At 41.8% G+C, this 21,183-nt stretch carries 15 protein-coding genes and 1 pseudogene; 8 read left to right on the plus strand and 8 right to left on the minus strand.

Annotation, left to right across the window (positions count from 1 at the left end):
* The first annotated feature begins 145 nt into the window (after positions 1-145).
* Both HC643_RS35720 and HC643_RS35725 read left to right on the plus strand, forming a co-directional pair.
* Positions 146-820 (plus strand): type IV pilin-like G/H family protein, encoded by a 675-nt coding sequence (locus HC643_RS35720; RefSeq protein ID WP_050046466.1) that lies wholly within the window; start codon positions 146-148, stop codon positions 818-820.
* A gap of 362 nt (positions 821-1,182) precedes the next feature.
* The gene (locus HC643_RS35725) at positions 1,183-2,049 is read left to right on the plus strand and encodes a formylglycine-generating enzyme family protein (RefSeq protein ID WP_050046465.1); all 867 of its coding nucleotides are present in this window, start codon (positions 1,183-1,185) and stop codon (positions 2,047-2,049) included.
* 1 nt (position 2,050) lies between these two features.
* Here HC643_RS35725 and HC643_RS35730 read toward each other — a convergent pair whose 3' ends face one another.
* From HC643_RS35730 to HC643_RS35745, 4 genes are read right to left on the minus strand one after another with little or no spacing between them, the layout of a single operon-like run.
* Positions 2,051-3,721 carry a phosphatidylglycerol lysyltransferase domain-containing protein gene (locus HC643_RS35730; protein ID WP_038091788.1) on the minus strand — a complete coding sequence of 557 codons (1,671 nt, stop codon included), beginning with the start codon at positions 3,719-3,721 and terminating at the stop codon, positions 2,051-2,053.
* Entirely contained in the window at positions 3,714-4,616 is a 903-nt protein-coding gene (locus HC643_RS35735; protein ID WP_038091795.1) for an alpha/beta hydrolase, read from the minus strand. The genes HC643_RS35730 and HC643_RS35735 overlap by 8 nt, the downstream gene beginning before the upstream one ends.
* Positions 4,613-5,560, minus strand: a complete 948-nt coding sequence (locus HC643_RS35740; RefSeq protein ID WP_038091798.1) for an alpha/beta hydrolase — start codon at positions 5,558-5,560, stop codon at positions 4,613-4,615. The genes HC643_RS35735 and HC643_RS35740 overlap by 4 nt, the downstream gene beginning before the upstream one ends.
* A complete protein-coding gene (locus HC643_RS35745) occupies positions 5,557-6,396 on the minus strand; it encodes an alpha/beta fold hydrolase (RefSeq protein ID WP_038091801.1) in 840 nt (279 codons plus the stop codon). The genes HC643_RS35740 and HC643_RS35745 overlap by 4 nt, the downstream gene beginning before the upstream one ends.
* Positions 6,397-6,551: 155 nt before the next feature.
* On the opposite strand from HC643_RS35745, the gene HC643_RS35750 reads away from it, so the two are divergent.
* Entirely contained in the window at positions 6,552-7,505 is a 954-nt protein-coding gene (locus HC643_RS35750) for a lysylphosphatidylglycerol synthase domain-containing protein (RefSeq protein WP_038091804.1), read from the plus strand.
* Positions 7,506-7,789: 284 nt separating this feature from the next.
* Here HC643_RS35750 and HC643_RS35755 read toward each other — a convergent pair whose 3' ends face one another.
* The gene (locus HC643_RS35755; protein ID WP_082051846.1) at positions 7,790-8,512 is read right to left on the minus strand and encodes an ATP-binding protein; all 723 of its coding nucleotides are present in this window, start codon (positions 8,510-8,512) and stop codon (positions 7,790-7,792) included.
* A gap of 505 nt (positions 8,513-9,017) precedes the next feature.
* Here HC643_RS35755 and HC643_RS35760 point away from each other — a divergent pair.
* Entirely contained in the window at positions 9,018-9,326 is a 309-nt protein-coding gene (locus HC643_RS35760; protein ID WP_038091807.1) for a hypothetical protein, read from the plus strand.
* Positions 9,327-10,462: 1,136 nt separating this feature from the next.
* Here the strand turns inward: HC643_RS35760 and HC643_RS35765 are convergent.
* A complete protein-coding gene (locus tag HC643_RS35765) occupies positions 10,463-12,022 on the minus strand; it encodes an ATP-binding protein (RefSeq protein WP_038092080.1) in 1,560 nt (519 codons plus the stop codon).
* Complete coding sequence (locus HC643_RS35770) at positions 12,022-14,739, minus strand: TnsA endonuclease N-terminal domain-containing protein (RefSeq protein ID WP_050046025.1); 2,718 nt, start codon at positions 14,737-14,739, stop codon at positions 12,022-12,024. The genes HC643_RS35765 and HC643_RS35770 overlap by 1 nt, the downstream gene beginning before the upstream one ends.
* A 143-nt stretch (positions 14,740-14,882) precedes the next feature.
* Here HC643_RS35770 and HC643_RS35775 point away from each other — a divergent pair, with 143 nt between their 5' ends.
* The 3 genes and pseudogenes from HC643_RS35775 to HC643_RS35785 all read left to right on the plus strand — a co-directional run bounded on the left by HC643_RS35775 (position 14,883) and on the right by HC643_RS35785 (position 17,627).
* Positions 14,883-15,161, plus strand: a complete 279-nt coding sequence (locus HC643_RS35775; protein ID WP_237266023.1) for a hypothetical protein — start codon at positions 14,883-14,885, stop codon at positions 15,159-15,161.
* 68 nt (positions 15,162-15,229) lie between these two features.
* Positions 15,230-16,318: pseudogene (locus HC643_RS35780) on the plus strand (transposase); the annotation flags it as partial.
* 88 nt (positions 16,319-16,406) lie between these two features.
* The gene (locus HC643_RS35785; RefSeq protein ID WP_167844825.1) at positions 16,407-17,627 is read left to right on the plus strand and encodes a PQQ-dependent sugar dehydrogenase; all 1,221 of its coding nucleotides are present in this window, start codon (positions 16,407-16,409) and stop codon (positions 17,625-17,627) included.
* A gap of 125 nt (positions 17,628-17,752) precedes the next feature.
* On the opposite strand, the gene HC643_RS35790 is transcribed toward HC643_RS35785, so the two are convergent.
* Positions 17,753-18,721, minus strand: coding sequence for an SMP-30/gluconolactonase/LRE family protein (locus HC643_RS35790; protein WP_237266096.1), 969 nt, complete (start codon positions 18,719-18,721; stop codon positions 17,753-17,755).
* A 1,261-nt stretch (positions 18,722-19,982) separates the two neighbouring features.
* Here HC643_RS35790 and HC643_RS35795 point away from each other — a divergent pair.
* Positions 19,983-21,140, plus strand: a complete 1,158-nt coding sequence (locus tag HC643_RS35795) for a hypothetical protein (protein WP_137986213.1) — start codon at positions 19,983-19,985, stop codon at positions 21,138-21,140.
* The last annotated feature ends 43 nt before the right edge of the window (positions 21,141-21,183 follow it).

Below are 21,183 nucleotides of genomic sequence, written 5' to 3' on the forward strand. Positions count from 1 at the left end.
AGAACGGGTAGCATCGCAATTTTATAAAAATGCCAAGCGATGTTTGCAATCGCAACTATACAGATGAGGCTCCCAGAAAACGAGTTTTTACAATCTCCGATTCATTCCCATTTTCCAATAACGCTAATTACCTCGTCTACTATTTATGTCAAAACAAACTCCTTCCGACTTGTCCAATGTACCTCCCTGTCCGCGAACTTACCTAATTCCTTCAATTTTAGTGACTCTGCTGGCATTCCTACCGCTTGGAGTAGTCGCTCTTGTTTTTTCATCTCGAGTTGAAAGCAAATATTATCAGGGTGATTATGAAGGCGCTCAATCTGCTTCCAATACAGCTAAAATCTTTTGTATTGCCGGTACTGGTGTTGCTGCTTTAGGCTATTTATTTACATTCTCCATGATAGCCTTGATTGGCATTCCATCTTTCATGGCAACTAGGAATAAAGCCAAACAGGCAGAAGCTAAAGTCATTACCGCTACTCTTAACAGATCGCAACAAGCTTTTTATGAAGAACATAATAAATTTGCTTCTACAATAGCAGATTTAAAAAGAGACATTCGCAATGAAACTGAAAATTATCGATATAGTCTCACTAGTGATGATACTAAATCAATAGTAAAATCTACATCAAAATTAGGTGATTTAAAAAGCTATACGGGAGCAGTTTTTAAAATTAAGAAAAAAATTTCAGGGAAAGATGAAATAATCACGATTACTCAAATGTGCGAGACTGAGAAACCATCAGTGATTGCACCTGCAACGCCTGAGTTAGTTGACCAAAATATTATATGTCCACCCGATTCTCATGCTCTACTCTAATGAAAAGTTAGCAATTTGGTTTTCACTCAAACCAAACTGGGTAAAATTGTGGAAGAGGTTGGCTTTATCTCCAGAAAGCTGTTGCCATCACGGGTAATGATAGTTACCGTTCCATCAGGGGAGGGAGCCATGCTTTGTGCTTTATGTCCTGCAAAAGTTTAATTTAGCTTAATCTTATGGAAGCAGACATCGAATAAATGTCACCAGGAGCGCATGACATTTGTCATTCCTACTAACGAGTCATCTTCCCGGAGTTCCTTGTAGTTTTTGAGAATTGATTTCTTGAAAGTCCCTCAGTTAAATTATGATGGTTTTTGGTTGTGCTTCAGCCCATGCAAAGTAACCTAATTTAGAGATTGATAATGGAGTCAAGGTCGAAGCAAGTCGCATATTTTTCCTTTGATGTCGTTACCGTTAATGGCCAAGGAGAATTCATTAACCAAGAACAGCGTCAAACTCAATACTTGACGGAAGCTCTCGGTAATGGTGTCACCTTAGAAATGGTCGCTATCCCCAGCGGTACGTTTATCATGGGTGCGCCTGAAACTGAAGAAGCAAGTGATGAGTGCGAACGTCCCCAGCATCAGGTCACCGTTCCACCCTTTTTCATAAGTAAGTATCTCATTACCCAAGAGCAATGGCGAGTTGTCGCTACTCTTCCACAAGTGAATTGCGAACTTGACCCCAATCCGTCTCGATTTAACGCGAGCGATCGCCCGGTAGAAACAATATCATGGTACGAAGCTGTAGAATTTTGTGACAGATTATCAAAATACACCGGACGTACTTACCGTCTTCCAAGCGAGGCAGAATGGGAATACGCTTGTCGTGCTGGCACAACAACTCCTTTCCACTTTGGTGAAACAATTACTACCGAGCTAGTTAACTACAATGGTGTTTACACTTATAACGATATTCCTCAAGGAAAATACCGGGGAGAAACGACGCCTGTAGGCAGTTTTGGAGTAGCGAACGCTTTTGGATTGTACGATATGCACGGATTACTTTGGGAATGGTGTGCCGATCGCTGGCATGAAAACTATGAAGGTTCGCCAACAGATGGTAGTGCTTGGTTAAATTCTAGGGATAACAGCAGAGTGATACTGCGTGGTGGTTCGTGGGACTTTACCCCGTGGTTTTGTCGTTCGGCTTTTCGCTTCCATCTCGAGCCAAAGGACAAGGGTAATAATATTGGGATTCGAGTTGCGATCTCAAATCAAGAGTTTTGAATCAAGCTCCTGGGTTAAAATAGTCCAAAAGGCGATCGCCTGAATCAGCACGAATTAAAGCAACAACGATATCAGGTAAAGTTGCCAAGTTCGGATAAATCAGATAGCGCGGTTCCCAACGAGGATGGAACTTATCCTTATACATGTGCAATCCTTGGAAATTATAAAATCTTTCCAAATGATTGTATAGATAGTGCAAAACTTTTTCCAATCGTCGCGACTCCTGCGTTTTACCTACTCCAGCAAGCGCCGAAAGACCGATGTTAAATCCATCGTAGCCTTGCTCTTTGTAATGTTGAAACATAGAAATAAATAGAAAGTCCATAGTTCCATGCTCGGCAGACTTTCGATATCGCATTAAATCAAGAGTCATTTCATTGAGTTGGTACTCTGACAAGATATTGGCAAAAGCGACTATTTCACCTTGGGAAGATAAAACTGCGGCTATTTCACATTGTCGCAGGTAATCCTCATCAAACCAACCTAAAGAAAACTTCTTTTCTGAACCTTGTACCATTTGCAGCCATTCCTCGCTGACTGATTTCAATTGGCGCAAAAAGTTATGGTCGATGGGCGGTTGAAAAAATTGAACCTCATAACCTAGTTTTGTCATTCGATTGACTGAAGTTCTTAAGTTTTTTCCGGCTTTTCCCTGTAAGGTAAAGCTATGAAGATCGACTATAGCCTCTTCTCCTATCTTTAATATTTGAAATCCTAAAGATTTGTAGATGTCTATATTATCGGGCAGAATTTGGTAAAAGGCTGGATACCAATCATTTTGTTGGCAAAATATTTGAAAACTAGTAATGACTTCTTTGCAATCTTCAGGAGGTCCGATAGGGTCTCCTAAAGCAATTGCTCCCCGTCCTTTAGGAACATAAGCGATCGCACTCTTACCAGAAGGGCTAAAAAAGTAACTTTTATCACTTAATAATGTCAGTGCTGCTAAAGAAGACCGTCCATATTTTTCCACAATTTCACGTGCTTGTTGTCGTTCTCTTAAAGTAGCAGTGTTCCTAAGAAAAACGGGTCTTAGGAGCATAAATAGCGCATAGGTGATGGTACTTGCAGCAATAATATAGATAGAGTTGGCAAAAAATTCTCCAAATCGGGTTGTTGGTTGCAAACCTGCATTATCTTCTGTAAAAAACATTGCTAGAGTTTGACCAATGGCTTCACTCCAATTAAAGGTTTCCGAGAATTTTCCATCGAGTAAGTAAAACCCGATAGTCCCATACGCTAAGGTAAACAATAAAGCACCAAGCAAGACTTTTACACCCTGTGCGATGGACGGGCGGTCGGATCGCGCTTTAAAAAGATGGCGCATCAAGAGTAATTGTACTAATAAGACTCCCGATAAAAGGCTTTCTTCATAGTCCAATCCCTTAATTAAATGGCTGGCAATGGAAATAACAAGCAAACCAATTGTTAGCAACCAAGCAACACGTTTCCGTCGTAATAAATTAGTTGCAAGTGTCAGCAAAATAAATCCAGTCAGAGCAGCAAATATATGACCGCTAGCACGAATATCAAAGGGAAAAAACTCTTTTAACCAGTATGTGCGATCGTGCAGGTTGGGCGTTACGGCTGATACTAAATTGACGACTCCGACTAAACCCGTTAGGAACGCCGCACTCCAAAGTCCAATCCGATTTTTTAAGTCATTAATCATTTTCTTTTTTAAACTGTTCGCCTACATAGGATAGCGAATCTTTGAGATGCTTGTGAAAATAGTTCCACCCGACATCAGGACCCGATAAGCCATGCCCTCCAGGAAAAGCATAAAATACATTTTGTATCCCCAAATTGTTTAAAGTTGTATGGAAGGTTTTAGTCGATGCAAGTAAATTTGGATCATTTTGCCCTGCATCAAGATAGACTCTTAATTTCTTTCGCTCCTGAATTGATAACTTTTGCACAATTTGTTCGGGACTATTTTGCGGACCGCTATCATCGGTAAAATACCCGCTATGACTAAAGAAAATATTAAAATTATTTAGATGGCGTAAGCCAATGTTAAATGCTCCCCATCCACCTGAAGACAGACCTCCTATCGCCCAAAATTCAGGTTTGTTTAGAGTACGATAGCGTGACTTGACAACTTGTACGAGTTCCGAACCAATCAAAGTTCCCACTTTACCATTAGGTCCATCATAATAATCAGGGTCGAACAAAGGGCTTGAACCCCGTTTATCATTTCCATCGGGTGTAATCACGATTGAAGGGGGTAGTTTCTGACTTTTGTAGAGTTGATGTAAGACATTCGAGACTGCGTATTTATCATAATAAGCACGAGCATCATCATGACCTCCATGTAGAAGAAATATCACTGGATAGCGCTTTTGGGGATTTTTGTGATAATCCGGGGGTAAAATCAGACCGAATTGTCTTGCTGTACCCATAGCTTGACTGTTAAAAGTTTGTAACTGAAACTTCAGCCCCGTATCCCCCTGTTCTTGAGGTGGATCTAATTGTGGCGCACCCAATATAAATACGTACCAGTAACCCGCTGCAGTTAGAATGGCAAATGAACTGACAACGCCAATGAATACTTTGGATAATTTCATGGTTTGCTAGAACCTAAATTATCAGCTGCGTGTTGTATTTCTAAAATTTTAAACTGCTCCCCTACAAATGTTAAAGAATCCGCTAAGTGTTTGCGCCAGTAGCTCCATGTATGGCTTCCTGGAAACTGTCGAAATACATTATAAATTTTCTCTTGGCTTAAAACTTGACTAAATTTTTGAGATTCCTCAAGTTCTTCATCGGATTTTCCTGAATCTAAGTATACTCGCAAACGTTTTCGAGCTTCGGGTGGAATGCTTTTGATATAGGAGATTGGGCTGTTTTGCGGTCCACTCTTATCCCGAAAGTAACCACTATGACTGAATAAAATTGAGAAATGATTCAAGTTATGCAGTCCTACATTCACTGCACCCCAACCCCCAGAAGATAATCCACCGATTGCCCAAAAATTTGGAGTTGGTAGTGTACGATAACGGTCTTTAACGACTTTTACGAGTTCGTCACCAACTGCTGTAGATACTTGTCCGTGAGGACCATCAATATATGCGGGGTCCCAGTAAGGGCTAGAACCACGTCGATCGTTACCATCTGGTGTAATGATAATACTAGGTGGCAACTTACCTGTTGTGTAAAGCTGCTGTAATGTTGTTAAGGCATTTCCCTTTTTCTCTTTAAACCAATCATCAGGATCTCCATGTCCACCATGAAGGAGCAAGATTACAGGGTAGCGCTGATTTGGGTTTTCCTCATAGCCTGGAGGTAAAGAAATGCCATAAGTACGATTTCCCTCCATAGCCTCACTCCTATAGGTTTCAATTTTATACGTTAAAGGCTTAGCCAAGGCACTGACATTTAGTTGTGGAAGAACTGAAGCGGTCTGCGGAACTTTTTGGAGTGTCTGTGCTCTGACACCTATTACGTTGTGACAGCTTGCAAGAGCGAGCAGTGCAACTACCACTAGAATATTAATCTCTTTGTGGTTCATAAGGATAATAAATAAACTTGTTGTTGTAAATAATGGGTAATAGCGCGGTTTACCAATTCCGGACACTCTGCCATAACCAAATGCCCTGCTTTATTAAAATGCAAGTGAGTGGCGTTGATAAAACATCGTGCTAATTCGTCCCCCATATGACGCGTAAACATCGGGTCAAGACCTCCCGTAATGACTAAGATGGGAACGTGCAAATTCTTAGGTGAAGGGTAACGTGTAAAGAAGTCGTATCCCCAGAAGATTTCGAGGGCTTTGTACGCTTGAAAATCTTTTGGTGTTGGATTTTCTACAAAAAACTGTTCCATAACGCTGTGGCGGTAGGAGGTTGATAACCAATTAGAAATTTTTTGTACTTGCGGTAAATAATAGAGATATCTACCACCCCAAGCGAAAAACTTTATCAGTGGAATTTCCCACCAAGGCGCTAGGTTGTGAGTTCCACCTGCGATCGCAATTATGCCACTGACAGAGTTATGTTGAGCAAATTCCAAACCAATGGGAACTCCGTAGCTGTGACAGCAGAGTATCGGTGAGTGAATCTCAAATTGGTGCAATAATCTTTGTAAGTCCCGACGGTGCCGTCCAATGGAATAGCGAGAGTAAGGGCTAGACTGTCCGTGTCCCGCCAAGTCGTAAGCTAGAACTTCCCAGCCTTGATTTTGGGCAAACTCATACTGAGAACGAAAGTTGAAGCGATTACCCGTTCCTCCATGAAGAAAAACGACTGTGGGAGTTTTTCCCGGACTATAGCACACTTGCAAATGCACTCCTTGCCTCAGATGAATTGTAGAACCAGTTAAGATATCTTGAAAAGAGTCATGAGTCATTGGTCATGAAAAATGGTGCGACTAACGGAGCCACACCATTTCAGTAAATGAACACTTTCACAATAAGTCGAGAAAGTGAAGAACTCGGAAATAATTGAAATGTGCTCTAAACGATTGCGACTATTGGGTAGTAGACAACACAAACACTCTGTTTCATGCTCAAAAAACTCCAATTCAACTTCAGTTTGTTATTCAGCTTACTGCTTCTCGTTGTTTGCCTTTGGGCGATCGCTAACGAACTTCGCGAGTATAATTACCATAATGTATTCCAAGCTTTAGCAAGAATACCCAAACAACGCTTAAGTTGGTCGATTGTTTTGACTGCTTTGGGCTATTTAGTTATGGTTGGCTATGATATCTTAGGTTTCAGCTATGTTGGTCGTTCTCTTAGCTGGACAAAAGTTGCCTTCACAAACTTCATTAGCTCTAGTTTCAGCAATACCATAGGTTTTGCACTGCTGACTGGTAGTGCAATTCGTTATCGATTCTACTCATCCTGGGGAATATCAGCACTTGCTATTGCTCAAGTTATTGCCTTTACCAATTTCACTTTTTGGTTGGGAATGTTTGCTGTTGCTGGAATCGTGTTCGTTACTCATCCTTTGAAAATTCCCACTCAATTACATTTACCTTTTTTGACCGTGCGTCCTGTCGGTATTCTTTTCTTAATACTAGTAGGTGCTTATTTGCTGGCCAGTTTCTTTCTTAGACAACCAATCTACCTGCGCTCGCAAGAGTTTCGTTTTCCATCTTTAAGGATCTCCTTAGCACAAATAATTGTTTCTAGCTGTGACTGGCTTTTAGCAGCAGCAATTCTTTACGTTTTGCTTCCTACCAATATCCCCTTTTCCTATTTAGATTTTTTAGGTATCTATTTACTAGCTATGTTTGCTGGGGTTATTAGTAATGTTCCTGGTGGTTTAGGAGTTTTTGAAACTGTGATTTTGTTGATATTATCTTCTCAAGTTTCTGCCGCCTCAGTACTGGGTTCAATGCTTGCTTATAGAGGTATTTACTATTTCTTACCAACACTTTTAGCAGGGGGAATGCTGGGATTGCACGCAGTGAGATACGGCACTAAAAAATTAGGAAATAAAAGTAATAATTAAGACAAATATATGTGGTTCTTCAGTACTTGTTATGCTAAAATAACAAGTACTGAAGAGGGAACGGGGAACAGGGAACAGGGAACAGTGAAGAAAGAAAAAAGGTTCTTCAGTACTTTTTATGCTAAACTAAAAAGTACTGAAGAACCACATATTTATTGATTTGCAGGGAAAATATAGCGAAATTTTTATTTTTGTTAATGTGAATCGTCAATAAGTGGATGCCAACCTACTGTTAACTAAAGGAAACGAGCATTGTGAGAGTGTCTTTTCAACTATATTAAATATTAAGCTCTTTGGATAATAATAGAACGCCCAGTTTGGGTAGTTACAGTTTTAGTGAACAATCGCTCGATAAAAGGTGGTGCATTTTTGCGTCGGTCAAAAACAAATAACCAGCCTTCTTTAACTTCTATGCGTGCTAAATATTCATCTAACTGTTCAATTCCTTCCGCTTCCGGATCGCCCTTTTTATCCCGCCAAACTTTTAACTCAATTCCTAAAGTCGTTTTTCTATATCTCAGACACAAATCCATCCTGTCTCGTCCAATCGCGTATTCCCGCTCAATTTCATTTTGTAGCGAGTCAATTTCATCTATAAATACGATCAAAGGTCGGGGTGAAGCCTGCGCCCAAGCTCGTAAATAAGCTCGAATTCTCCGTCCGGGTTCTTCTTGATGGTAAACAGGTGCTTGTAGCTCTTTGGGTAATACATCTGCAATTGTATCGTGCCAAGTTCCAACAATCGCTAATTCTGCGGCACCTATATCATTATTAAACGCACTTCCGACTTCTGCCGATACCACCACTGCCGTGTAGCGTCCACTTAGAGTCAACTGTTGCGCCAGTGCTAACATTGCCGTTGTTTTACCTGTTTGCCGAGGAGCATGAACTACAAAATAACTCCGTTGTTGAATGAGATCCATTAAATCTGGCAACCGAGCAGTTGGCGATAGCATATAATGAATATCGTCTTGGCAGGGACCTGCAATGTTGAACCAACGAGGCATACGATCGTACAAGAGTGCGAATACGCTTTCAGTCTACCAATATTTATCTTCGCTCTACTCATAAGTCATTAGACACCACTCTCTTTTAAATAGAGAAAAAGCGGTAGGGCAATTAATGAAAAGACAAACAGATAGGTAACAAACCAAATGCCCACTACATCAAACTCTTGGTTGATATTGTTTAATCCAACATGGAATCGAATTGCTGGGTCTCGTTCCTCAACCCAACCTACATCTTCTTAATGATTCGAGCTTTCTCAATCGGGAATCGAAGATAGGTGCTATATTTGCCTGTTTTATGGCACTTTTCTGAATTTTTCACCAAAAATTTACAATTGGCTCACGAGTTACTCTCTTTTTACACGTATCCTAAAACTGTAGTCAAAAAGAGTCATTTGACTGACGAAGGCTCTGTCCTAAGCTGATGCGATTAAAAGCAGAGTAGGATTTATTAGGGGTGTTGTTAGCATTTTTACTCATTTCTCGTGGAATCAGAGATTTTTCAATGAAATTGAATCGAAAACTGGCAGCTATAATAGCTGGGACTACCTTAAGTCTGGGAGGGGTGACTGCATCTTTACTAGAAAATTCAAATTGGCTTTTAGCGTTACAACCTGCTTCTCCAACTCAACCCAAGCAAAACGTTAAGTTGCAGACAAGTTATACAATAACAAATAATCCCATTCCTGAACCTGTTAAAAAATCAAGCCTCTCAGTTAGCTTCAAAGAGATTGTACAAATTCCTGATAGTGGAACTGGAGAAAAAAAAGCGGCTCGTTTGAATATGCTTGTAGCTGAGATCTTGCACCTGTAAGGGTAACCCGCAGATCGGCGAATAAAGAGGTAAAAGTGTAACAAAGAGAAATGAAATAGGCTTAAGTACTATATTGTAATGAAATTATCTCAAGACGTTAGCGTTATTCCTGATAAATGCTTAGAGAACTATCAACCCAGATCTTTAAATTAAAATGATAATCGTCGAGAGGGGGTAGAGGCGGCTCCCGACGGGAGCCGCCTCTACCCTTATTTTTATGTTTGAAGTTGTATATGGGGGAAGTGGTCGCCGACGGCGACCACTTCCCTGTGACTTGCACCATAAAATGAGCTTTTAGCTCACATTATGCTTCACAAAGTAGATGTTCATTTTATGGGTCAAAAAAACGGTCAAAGTAGAAAATTCATTTCCCCATGTATTACACAGTAGAAATTTGTTAACCTAACGGTGTATTACATGGAAAGGGTGATGTTGAAACGGGATATTCAAGGGAAATTTACCCTCAAAAACGATGATTACCGTCAAATCCGCTCATTGAGACTAACAGATGACACATGGAAAGCATTGGGCATAGCTGCTGAATGCTTAGGAATAACTTGAGCAGATTATTTAGAAGAGATGGTAAAAAGCAACAATCTACCAAGTGTATTGAGACAATAAAGTCTTACACTGGCGTAGCCCCCAAGCCTTAATCTTACGTTAGCCAAAAAAACTGGATTGACAATAAAGTTTTACCTTGGGACGTTTGCCCATTCCTTTTTTGAGGAGCGAGCGTGACAATAAAGTTTTACACCAAGATGATTGAAAATGCTTTAAGTGATACGGCCCATCATACAAAATCCAGTCGCAAACGTACCAAAGTATGGATGGTTTCAGTGTAGGACTTTATTGTCTTGTGTACGACTTTATTGTCTTATGTAGAACTTTTTTGTTCTCATACACCAAGTAATACACGGGAAGAAGAGGGGAGTTTCCCATGTATTACACGGAAAGAGGAAAATCAAGATCAACAACCGCGTACACCGACACTGCCGAACATGGTGGAACTTGAAGTTTTACGCGACCAAGTATTACAGGAACTAAAATTAGGTAAACAAGCCCCTGGGTACAAAACAACCCAAAAAGCTCTTAATCAATACATCACTCTATTAAGCAAAAGATTGTAAATTTTCTACCTACTCCCCAACCTTATCTCGTTGTGGCTTGCGTTGTCCGACACTCCTACGCCCATTTTTCTTGGGAACTGCTTCAACATTGTTAGACTCAGTTGTTAAAGATATTACCTCGAATTGAGAACTAAGTGTATCTTGTGGCATTTCCTCGGAAACTACAGCAGTATCCTTCTTTTTCCGAGTTTGTCTCTTCTTAGGCTGAGTTTGTGATTCTGCGACCTCAGTCACAGCACTGGGTATATCCTGCGTCATTTCTTGAGTGTTCTGTGTAGCTTCAGTTACTACCACAGGAGATTCCTTCTTTTTTCGAGTTTGCCTCTTCTTAGGTTCTGGGCTACTAGCTATTGCTTCTGAAGTAGGAGTAGGAGTATTAGCCTGTAGCGTCTGTGCGTCAGAACGTTTTTTACGAGTAGATTTAGTAGTAGCAGTAGAAACAGGTGCAACAGTAGACTTTGACCCAGATGATAAATCTACAATCCCACCAGGAACAGAAGTCGAAGTCATCCCCATCTGTAACAAATGCCATAAATGTTCGCGGCGACTTTCCATGTAACAAAGTTTTTGTTCACCCTCAGTTGCCTCTATCGCCATCCGCTCACACTGAGCCAGCGAAAGAGTATGTTCATGCAATCGCTCCAAAGTCAGGGTATCACAACCATCGTGCAACGCCGCCGCTACTGCCCGAATTAACCAATCCTTCAACACGCCTACGCAACCAATAGAACGCTCATAGAAATAAACCCAATGCTGCATCAAAGCCGGAATATCAACCTGAAGGGGAACTTGCCTCAGCAGCGCCAGTAAAACTCCCTGAAAATCCTGCCTATCAAGTTCATGCTGAAACAAATAACGGGGGAAATGAATATCTAACCCCCGGCGTGATGCCTGTCCACTTAAATTGCGAAAATTCAAAAGTTCATAAGTGCCAATGAGAATATGCAGTACACCAGTCACATTCGTCATCGACTTAATCCAATCCAACTGGTCTAAAAGCTTACCACCACTAGCCCCACTACCAATCTTCATTAAATGCTGCGCCTCATCCAAAATCACAGCCTTAACACCGCGTTTACTCATTGCTTCTTCCAAAGCCTGACGCAGTTCAGGAGAATCATTAAACTGTGCCGTTTTACTTCTGCCACGCCCCTTTTTCTCCCAGGTTTGCTCGGCATCAATATCCACCATCATCCGCCGCTCATAAAATGGCTCTCCCAATAACCTCAGTGCCGTGCGGTAATAATCAGTACGATTAAACAACCCACCGTCAGGAGGTCGTGTTTCTACCAGTAACAGTGGCATTGGGGACATATTGCCATTGCGATAGCCAGACGAAAGAGAACCATTCTGGTCAACAGTAGTCCCATTTAAGCGTTTAGTAATCTGCCGAATCATCGTCGTTTTTCCCACCCCGCTAGGTCCATACACCAAGACATGGGCAAACCCCGCAGGTTCACGAATCGCACCCATCAGCAACATATCCACTTGTGCCAACTGGGGATGAGATATTGCATATTCCTTGAATTGCTTGAGTTGGGACTGTGCTGATTCAGGAAAGTTCTCCATTACTTGTATTCCTCAAAAACAGGCAGTTTTGTGACATCCAACAGTTGGATATTTTCAGTTTTATGAACTTTGGCGACATCTTTGCTGTTGAGTGGAACTGCTATTGATTGCGGTATAACTTGTACTTGGGAAACGGACGGGACATCATGTCCACCAGATGTTAAATTTTCCCGTACACTTTTGGCTTCTAAATCCCGTAATCTTTGCAGTAGAAGCGTTTCATGCTCTTGCGCTCTGGCGATAAAATCTGCTAATCGTTTAGCTGAGATATTCGTACTCTGAGAATTCCCCTTGTCTTTTTTTCTGATTTCCTCTGCGGCTAACAGCACTTCTTTCTCTGTACGTCCGACAAAGGTGCTGTAATACTGGGAGATACATTTAACCCAGCGTCCTTCTAGATAGGCATAAGCTGCACCCATATCAAAGGGGTCATAGCGCACGGGAACTTTGGTTTTTTCAACGGCAGGATTGCGGAAAGCATCATTCCAGTAATAAAGATAGTTGACTTTAATTCCAACTCCTGGCTGGACTAAAGCCGTTCCTTTGGCTGTACTGGGGCGTGTAGCCATGAGGAAGTCTTCGTTGTAGGCAATGTGTCGGTGTTCTCGTTCTCCGGCTATCAGCAAGGAGTCGGTATACACTTGTAATGGTGTTGCTCCCAAGGAATCATGCTCGCTGGTGTCGTAAATGGTGTAGGCCCACTCGCTGAGGTAAGTATACAAATCTGCCAATGTCCACACAGCTTGTTGTTTGGGGTCAACGGATGGAGTCAGTTGCCGTGGTTGTTTACTGGCTTGGGTGTTACCTAAGAGGTTGTATACAAACGCGGTATTTGTTGTGCCGAACAATCGTTCTATGACTGAACCAAAACGCGGTTTACCACCAGGACGTGTTTTTTTGATGCAGTGGTAGCGTGCTAGTAGGGTGTCAAAGTAAAGGCTATGAAATTCTTTGCCGCCATCTACGACTACGGCCCCTGGAAAACGACCAAATCGCTGGATACAAGACCGTAGTGCCATCATGCAAGACCTGTAACTGGGTGGGTCAAAGGTGAGATAAAGGGCGAGGATACGTCGGGAATAGGCATCAATGAGTAATGTTAGCCAAGGTCTTCCTAAGTTCCGTCCTGTGGTAATTGAGCGTAGTTCGATGTCGAGTTGGGTGTGGTCAATGTGGACGATGGCAAAGGGTCTGTCTCCATGCCGGGGCGTGGTTAGGGCTAGTTCTAAGATTGTTGGTTCTGTTGAGTATGCAGCTTTTGCTCCCTGACGTTTTTTGGTTTGTTCATGAATGGGGCGCTGTTTGAGGCGGTGATAAAAGGTGCGTGAACTCAGGGGTTGTATATTTAATTCGTTACAAGCTCTAATATATAATCTATATACTGAAGCTGCTGGTGCTTGCCTAGGTGTCTCGAAGTGTTCGATAATAAATTTATTGAGTAGTTCGCTTGATTGGTTTGGTGCTTTGGTTTGACGATTTCCTCGCCTAGAAGTACGTGGTAGTAAACCAACGTAACCGCAACCATACCTGGCTTCGGCTTCTCGAAACTGTTTTACCCATCGTTTCAAGGTACTGGCAGGAATATCTTTGTAGATATCTGCCTGGTGCTGAATATAGGCTTGTACTAGATGAAATCGGCGGTTTGCTTGGCTGAGGTCGCTGGGAGAGGCGGCATCCATGAGTGCTTGGACTGCATTATTGATGGATGCTTGTTTTTCTGAATTTTGAATTTTGATGTTGCCGCAAACTAATAGTTGCAGGAAATAAGCTGTTGGTAGTTGAATGGGTTGTCCGATTTCTGGTAGGAGTGTGGTGGCGATTTCACCAAAGTTGACTAATGTCCAGGGCTTAGAGTCCCATAGCAGGATTGTGGAAGGTAGGAGTGCTGTGGGTGGGGGTATTGGTTGATGGTGCTGTGTTGTTATGGCTAGATGTGTGTAGGCTTGATGGGTTTGTTGGTCTAGATATAGTTGTACTCGCCAGTGTTCTACTAGGGGTGCTGCATACAGATCTACGTAGAGTTGCTCTGTGGCTATCATGGCGTAGATGTCGTTAGCTCTGACTCCGGGTATTGAAGCAAGTGTGGCGGTTATGGTGATTCCGGGGTTGGCTTGGACTGCGGTGAGTGTTTGTTCAGTGATGGTGTGGGGGATGTTGGTGTTGAATCTCAGGTAGTCTTCTAGAAAGATGAGGTTTTGGCTGAAGATGGGATGCAGTTCGCTATCGGTGCGGATGTGGTATTTAAGTCCGTAGGAAGAAGCATGGGCACATCCTGGTGGGCTGTGCCATTTCCCGTCGGCTGTTTTTTGGTAGCGTCCGGGGTATTTTTCGGCTAGTCGTTTGAGTTCGGTTTCGGTTTTCCATTCTTCCCAAGCTGCACCATTAGTTCTGAGTACGAAGAAGTCTGGGGTATGGTAGTGACCTATTTTGCGTCCTGTTTTGTTGTGGTACTGGATTTTGAAGGGGGGTGGCTGGTCGTAGTATTCCAATACCTCTGGGTCGTGTTCCATTTGGTAGATTGCCCACAGTTCTACGGTGTGGCTCTCAAATTGGATGGTTTGACCCATTTTCCGGCTGGGGTAAACTCCGCTGACGTTTTTGGCGCGTCCTTGTACACGACGTGAGGGTGGGGCTGACCTGATTGTGGCAATTAGGTCTTGGCAAGATGCCGTTAGTTGCTGTTGGGAACACCATTGGTCAAATTCAGAGGAGTTCATTGATGCCACAGGTGATAGGTGTGTGTTTGGGCTTCTTTTTTTCTTGACTCTCCCTAAAACCCTATATCTAGAGACATTTTTGGGTTTCACTACACAAGTCTATATTACTAATTACGGGGGGAGTGAAGCATATCTTGGTTATTTTGAATCATATTTTAGGACAAAAGTTGAAATTTGTACGGCTAAAAGCTGTTTGTTTGCTTGGGGTTTTGTCCACTCAGGTTTTTAAAACTCCAATTCATATTATAGTGCAAAAAATCAACTCTGGCTCATTATTTGCTGCAAAGTTTTCTTTCGCTTTTTCCCGTAAGGCTTATTTTGCCGTTACTTATGGCTCAAGTTATGGTTCACAAACTGGCTCAAGTTATGGTTTAAGTCATATTCCCCCCCCTCAGCGATTATCATTCTTTGTCAAATGTTAACCTTTGTTTTGACTCAAAGCGGTTGCATTTGCAATTCTGTACCAAAATATGAGAAAAAGGGCGTTGAAATGCATATAAATCTTGCAAGAACAATGAAAAACATTCTTGCCCACGCCCAAAACTTAGTTTACACCTTACTATCACTAATGCCCTCTGTCTACCAACAGGAAAATCTTGAAGCTATGTTGGGATTGTTCTTAACAGCACAAGGTTATCCTTTACCTGAACATAGTAAAAGTAAGTCGAATAGCGCCTTAAGCCGATTTCTCAATATTTACAATTGGTCAACATTGAATGTAATTCGTACTACTCGCAACCGTATTATTCAGGAGATTTTATCCAATTGTCCTCAAGGACGTAAACCATTTCTACAAGTGATTATTGACCTGACCACTCTCGAAAAATCTGGAAAATTTAAGGGATTGTCAAATTTAATCCACGTCTACCACGGAAAACGCGGCTTGCATTTGGTTGTCGCGTATCTGGTTGTTGGTCGCTGGCGCGTTCCTTGGAGTTTTCGCGTCTGGAAAGGAAAAGGGACTCCTTCACCCGCACAGTTAGGATTGAAGCTGGTCAAATGTTTGCCGAAAAAACTCACCAAGCATTTCCAGGTTTTGGTTCTCGTCGATACAGCTTTTGGTAGCGTTGAGTTTCTACATGGTGTCCGAAAGCTGAAATACCACGTGATTGCTGGTATAGCTTGCACTCGTAAATTAACAGATGGACGTTGTGTTTCTCGATTACATAAGCGCGGACAACAGCTGCACCTTCACGGCTTGAAATTTCCTGTCTCTGTATCCTGGTACTACTTTAAACGTCATGATAGCAAGTATGAAAAACGATTTGTGGTCTCTACCAAAGCTCTCAAAGCCAGCACCATTTCTTGGTGGGGTAAACGTCGATGGCAGATCGAGGGGTGGTTTAAAACTGCAAAACACCGTTTCGGGTTGCATCGTTTTGGGCAAGGGACTCTTTTGGGCGTCTATCGTTGGTTGGTCTTGTCCCTGATTTCTTATGTTTTAGCCCATTGGGCTTACTTATCCACGGCGAGCGCCTCAAATGTGCCTGATTGGGGACAAGCCGCCGACATTGCATTCCAAACTCTATTTCCACACCTGGTTGTGTTGCTTCTTTTACATAATATTGAGCGCCTAAAAGAACTAGCACTTAGTCAAGGAATTAACATTCAAATTTCCAGGTGCAAGATCTGAGGTAGCCCCTTTTGATGGAAGCAAGCGATTATTTGTGAATGATACGCGTGGGAAGCTCTATGCGATCGTTAACGGTAGCGCTAGCGTTTACATGGATATTAAGAAATTAGTGGGCAAAAAATTTCTTGAACAAACCCAACAACAAGGCTTTACCTATTTTGCGTTTCACCCAGAGTTTGCTAAAAATGGACGTTTTTACACTGTCCATAGTGAGATTAAACAGAGGAAAAAACCTGATTTTCCAGTTACTAAAAGAATTATTGACAGTGCGAAAAAGACTATACAAAGTTCGCATCACGATGTCATTCGAGAGTGGACTGCCATAAACCCGTCTGCCAATACTTTTTCTGGAACATTCCGCGAGATTCTTCGTATCGAACAGCCTTATCCAGATCACAATGTAGGGCAATTGAGTTTTAACCCCAATGCCAAACCTGGTAACCCGGATTATGGTTTGCTTTATATTGCTGTTGCTGATGGCGGTAGCGATGGCTTTCCAGTTAGCAAGACAGATCCACTGGATAACGGGCAAGATCTGAGTACGCCACTTGGAAAAATTTTACGCATTGCTCCTGACGGTCATAATAGCACTAATCGTAAGTATGGTATCCCTTCTAATAATCCTTTTGTGGAGGATAACAATCCTAAAACATTAGGTGAGATTTGGGCATATGGATTGCGTAATCCTCATCGCTTCAGTTGGGATACGGGTGGTGAGGGTAAGATGTTGATTGTTGATATAGGTCAGGCTTTTATTGAGGAAGTGAATCTTGGCAAAAAAGGAGCTAATTACGGTTGGGGTGAGAGAGAAGGGACTTGGGTTATCAATGAAAATAACGAAAATGCTCTCTTGAGCTTGCCTCTTAACGATGCTGATTTGAATTACACTTATCCCGTTGCACAATACGACCACGATAAACCTATAGGAGCGCAAAAGTATTATGCTTTTGCGATCGCAGGTGGCTTTGTTTACCGAGGCAAAGCCATTCCTGAATTGATCGGTCAGTATGTTTTTGCCGACTTCTGCAATGATGGGCGATTTTTCCATGTCCCTGTTAATGACTTGATTGAAGGCAAACAAGCGAAAATAAAAGAATTGAGGTTGTTTCAGGGCGATCGCGAACGTTCTTTTCTCGACATAATTGGTCACAAACGCTCAGATGTCCGATTCGGAGTAGACCAAGAGGGAGAACTTTACGTAACATCTAAGAGCGATGGCAAAGTCAGAAAAATTGTTTCTTCGCAAAATAGGTAGTTTCAAAATTGATAATTCCTGATTTTTCATTACGAATTCTCAATGAGACATCTCCGAAAAAGAAGATAAAAACCTTGTGTAGTCTGAGTTGCTCACTCATTTCCGGAGATGCCTATTACAAATAATTACTGACCCGGTTTTATACCTGCAATATTGAGGCGGATACGATAAAGGCTAGTGGTTGCGGTAATGTAGAGTGACTTATAGTCGCGATCGCCCCACGCTACATTAGTCGAAACCTCTGGTACGTCAATCTTACCCAAAAGTTTCCCTGAGGGTGAAAAAACCCATACACCTCCCGGACCTGTACTATAAACATTACCTCGCACATCTACTTTCATACCATCCGGGACGCCCTGTTTGCTGGAGTCTTTTTGTTCTGCAAAAATTCGCCCGTTTTCTAACGTTCCATTTGACTTGATATCAAAAACACGAATGTGACTTTTTTCCGAATCATTTACATACAGCTTTTTCTCGTCAGGGGAAAAGGCAATTCCATTGGGGCGTACAAAATCATTTACCAACAGAGTTAGCTTTCCATCCGGTGTCAGACGATAAACACCATAAAAACCCAATTCCTCTTGCTCTTTACTAATGCCATAAGGCGGGTCAGTAAAGTAAATACTTCCATCTGATTTCACAACCAAGTCATTTGGGCTGTTGAGGCGTTTACCCTCATAATAGCTTGCAAGCGTGGTAATCTTGCCGTCTTTTTCAATGCGAGATACACGACGACCGCTATGTTCGCCCGCAATCAACCGTCCTTCTCGGTCTAATGTGTTACCATTAGCATTACCAGAAGGGCGACGAAATATCTCTGATTTTTTCTTTGGTATCCATTTATAGATACTGTTTTCAGCAATATCGCTAAAGAGTAAAAAGCCTTGTGGGTGCCAAAGCGGTCCTTCTGTAAATTTAAAACCTGTCGCTACTTTTTCCACCTGGGCGTTGAGACCAACAATTGCTTGCAGACCTTGCTTTCTATTTATATGACTTGGTTTTACTGAAGTCTTGTTGGCAAGAGATTTCAGAGCTTCAAGCTCTGAAGAACTCCTGGCTTCAGTAAAGTTGTTATTTGATGCTGCAAATAACACAGTCAAGGACAGGCTACATAAAGCAACCCTCAATATGGTGTTAGTTATGTTTCTCAAAAGCATCTATAGTCTGTATTACTAATTTACGTTTGCGGGATTTTCAGTCAATAAGATTTGTGGGATTGAAAAAGGCAAAAGGCAGAAGCTGTTGTACAGAAGGGGATTCTGACCCCTCTTGTTCAACAGCCACCAAATTGAAAATTTGGTGGGGGTATTAAACTCTTGCTCCTTCGAGTCGCACACCCGTATCGACGGTGTCAGGCAGAAGGGATTTATCCCTTCTGCCTTTTGCCCTTTGGTATCTGCCTTTCTTGGTAAAGAAAAATACTTTTCTTACATAGATATATCACATTTACGCTATTCATCAAGCCTTTTTACAACCAAACACAGTTGTGATTGTGGGCATAGTTGCAACTTTAGCCCATTATGTTAAAAAATTTACAACATCCTCCCTAATTCCTCACTTTTTGCACGTATTGTGAAAATATGGTAATAAATAGTCATTTTACAGACAAAGACACTGTCCTAAGCTAATGCGTTGATAAGCGGCACTTATTCATTAAGGAGGTTGTTAGCGATTAATCGTTAGTTGCTACAGAAGCGCCTATTGTCAGTATTAGATCGCCAACTATTAACAATCTTTGTGTGAAAAGATGCCACTTCAATGTATGGCAGCTTAGATCGGGGGCTTACGCAACTTCAACGATGTGTTCGGGATTTCACAGGTTGTAGATCCCCTCATCTCTCCTTTTTAAAGGCTGCTTTGTGTAAGTTCCTCTAGCTTTCGTTTTTTAATAAGACATCTATCATTAGGAATATCAATTGTGTATAATTGGGAAGAAAAGAACTGTATACTTAAATCTACAATACTCATAACAACAAAATTCTTGTCACTGACAGGAACTAAATACATTTGTATGTGCATTGCGCCTATATAGGTATTGTCTTTTCCATGGGTTTGTAACACCGATTCTCTCTATACAAAGCAAGATATTAAGATCCCTCTAAATCCACCCACTTGCTACAAGTTGGGAAACCTGGATACCAGTTCTCTGGGGAGAGAAACCCTCCTACATCACTAGCTCCCCAAGGCAGTGGCTCTTCTAGACAAGGGAAACTTGGAGAAATTTCCCCCTTTTTTAGCAGAGTCTAAAAGCTATTGTCTGCTGCCAACCCAACATTTAAAGAAACAGTATAAAGAGTTGCTCTGTGCGCTCAATTTTTCGCTCGTATTCCTTTTGATGAAATACTTTCTCTGTAAGTGAAGAAATTTTTTATTCCACCAAAACTTATACAGCAACAGCACGTAATATTACTATGTGTTTTGATTTCATTGATTTGCCTGGGCTTGAGTAAATTCCACAATCAAGTCTTGGGGGAAATTACAACGCACTCAAAAGCAGTTAAGGCTGTCGGAGAAGTAACTCGTATAGTTTACGATGGACGGACAGCTTTCCGACTTACAGATGGTTGTACCGAAGCCGTTGTTGTACCCGAAATTGGTCGAGTTATGCATTATGGCTTTATAGGAGAAACCAACTTTTTGTGGAATTCTACTCAAAAAAATTACAACAAGGACGAATGGCATAACTGGGGTGGTGATAAAACCTGGCCCGCCCCACAATTATGGTGGCCTGCGATCGGCGGACGTAGCTGGCCTCCTGATGGAAGTTGGGATGGTAGCCCTCACAAGACAAAAATATTATCTAACAATCGCTTGCAAACAATGAGCGAAATATCGCCCGGACTCGGTGCTCTTATCCTGCGAGAATATTGGTTTGAGAAAGATGGAAACTTTGTTATCAGGCAAATAGTGGAAAAAAAGAAGGGCGATCCGTTGTTGATATCGATTTGGAATGTGACTCAGATTGTGCCAACAGACGCTATCTTTGTGCCACTTAACCCAAAAAGCCCATACAAGCAGAATTTCCATTGGATAACACCTCCACCAAATGAATCTCCTGTAGTCGAGGCTACATCTACATTATTACAATTAAGACCTTTAGAGGGGTCTTCCTCTGTTTCTCACAACAACTATAAAATAGGTGCTGATTCTTTAGTTACAGCGCTAGCTGCTGTTAAGAATGGGGTAGCTATGGTTGAACGGGCTTCTCACACACCTGGAGACTACCCCGACGGTGCTGTTGGCAGTGGTTTTTCTATAGAAGTTTACAATCAAGGAGATTCTAAACTGTTTTACAACGAATTAGAACTTCTTTCTCCCTTACTCCCTTTAAGGAAGGGTAATCGTATCGAACACACTGTACGTTGGAGCCTTCAGCGATTACCCTCAAACGACGTCACTGCTGCTACAACACGGGCTGTTATTGAAAAGCTACTGACAACTCCCGTTACAAATGACAAAAAAGCAATGACAAAGCTTTTACAGACACGCTCTACAACTAAAGATCTTTGTTAATTCAGTACTTGTAAATACAACGGTTAGTTCTTTGAGAATATAT

This window comes from Tolypothrix bouteillei VB521301 (genome assembly GCF_000760695.4).
In the GTDB taxonomy this organism is placed as follows: Bacteria; Cyanobacteriota; Cyanobacteriia; order Cyanobacteriales; family Nostocaceae; genus Scytonema; species Scytonema bouteillei_A.

Coding starts and splice junctions, on each gene's coding strand:
- HC643_RS35745 (WP_038091801.1), bottom strand. CDS start 6,396: ATGACTCATGACTCTTTTCAAGATATCTTAACTGGTTCTACAATTCAT.
- HC643_RS35755 (WP_082051846.1), bottom strand. CDS start 8,512: ATGCCTCGTTGGTTCAACATTGCAGGTCCCTGCCAAGACGATATTCAT.
- HC643_RS35770 (WP_050046025.1), bottom strand. CDS start 14,739: ATGAACTCCTCTGAATTTGACCAATGGTGTTCCCAACAGCAACTAACG.
- HC643_RS35750 (WP_038091804.1), top strand. CDS start 6,552: ATGCTCAAAAAACTCCAATTCAACTTCAGTTTGTTATTCAGCTTACTG.
- HC643_RS35720 (WP_050046466.1), top strand. CDS start 146: ATGTCAAAACAAACTCCTTCCGACTTGTCCAATGTACCTCCCTGTCCG.
- HC643_RS35725 (WP_050046465.1), top strand. CDS start 1,183: ATGGAGTCAAGGTCGAAGCAAGTCGCATATTTTTCCTTTGATGTCGTT.
- HC643_RS35735 (WP_038091795.1), bottom strand. CDS start 4,616: ATGAAATTATCCAAAGTATTCATTGGCGTTGTCAGTTCATTTGCCATT.
- HC643_RS35765 (WP_038092080.1), bottom strand. CDS start 12,022: ATGGAGAACTTTCCTGAATCAGCACAGTCCCAACTCAAGCAATTCAAG.
- HC643_RS35730 (WP_038091788.1), bottom strand. CDS start 3,721: ATGATTAATGACTTAAAAAATCGGATTGGACTTTGGAGTGCGGCGTTC.
- HC643_RS35740 (WP_038091798.1), bottom strand. CDS start 5,560: ATGAACCACAAAGAGATTAATATTCTAGTGGTAGTTGCACTGCTCGCT.
- HC643_RS35760 (WP_038091807.1), top strand. CDS start 9,018: ATGAAATTGAATCGAAAACTGGCAGCTATAATAGCTGGGACTACCTTA.